This is a genomic window from Paenibacillus senegalensis JC66, assembly GCF_000285515.1.
GTDB lineage: Bacteria > Bacillota > Bacilli > Paenibacillales > NBRC-103111 > Paenibacillus_L > Paenibacillus_L senegalensis.
Window position 1 is genome coordinate 1 of the sequence record NZ_CAES01000146.1, and the last position, 584, is coordinate 584.

Below are 584 nucleotides of genomic sequence, written 5' to 3' on the forward strand. Positions count from 1 at the left end.
GTCACTTTGTATATTCTCCAAGAAAGTCTATTTTCCTTTGATGAGCTTCAAAAACTTGAATCCAAGGAACGATTGCCTATCTTTTTCAGCGCCCTGGACTTGCGCCCCTATGCCAGGGAATTGAGAAGTCATTCACCCCGAGGTGCCGACGGGCATTGCAGGCAAGGGATTCTTCGTGCGCTACTTGCTGCCCCGCTTGAGAACATCGATACATTTACAGGTCTACATCGTCGTTTGGATGTCGATCTTCGCTTTCGTTATCAATGTGGACTTAGACTGGACCGTGAGGCTCCTTCTATCGCGACTTTAAGCCGCGTGTTCGCTGAATTAACCAGCAAGGGGCTGGCTAAGCGCCTGTTTGAAGATCTCGTTGTACAATGCAAGAAGGAGGGAATCATCGACGGAAGTCATGTGGCGATAGACAGTGCAGCGATTCATGCCTATGAGAAGAAGCAACCGAAACGGAAAAGCGAGCTGACCGGCAATGCCAACTGGGGTGCTAAGTTCGATTCGTTTGGCAACAAGGTCAAGTGGTTCGGCTACAAGATTCATCTCGCCGTCGACACGGCAAGTGAGCTGCCGAT

At 50.0% G+C, this 584-nt stretch carries 1 protein-coding gene; it reads left to right on the plus strand.

Annotation, left to right across the window (positions count from 1 at the left end; all coding sequences use genetic code 11):
• Window positions 1-6: 6 nt before the first annotated feature.
• The coding region (locus tag PSHG_RS26045; RefSeq protein ID WP_042120978.1) for a transposase at window positions 7-584 on the plus strand (578 nt) is incomplete at its 3' end.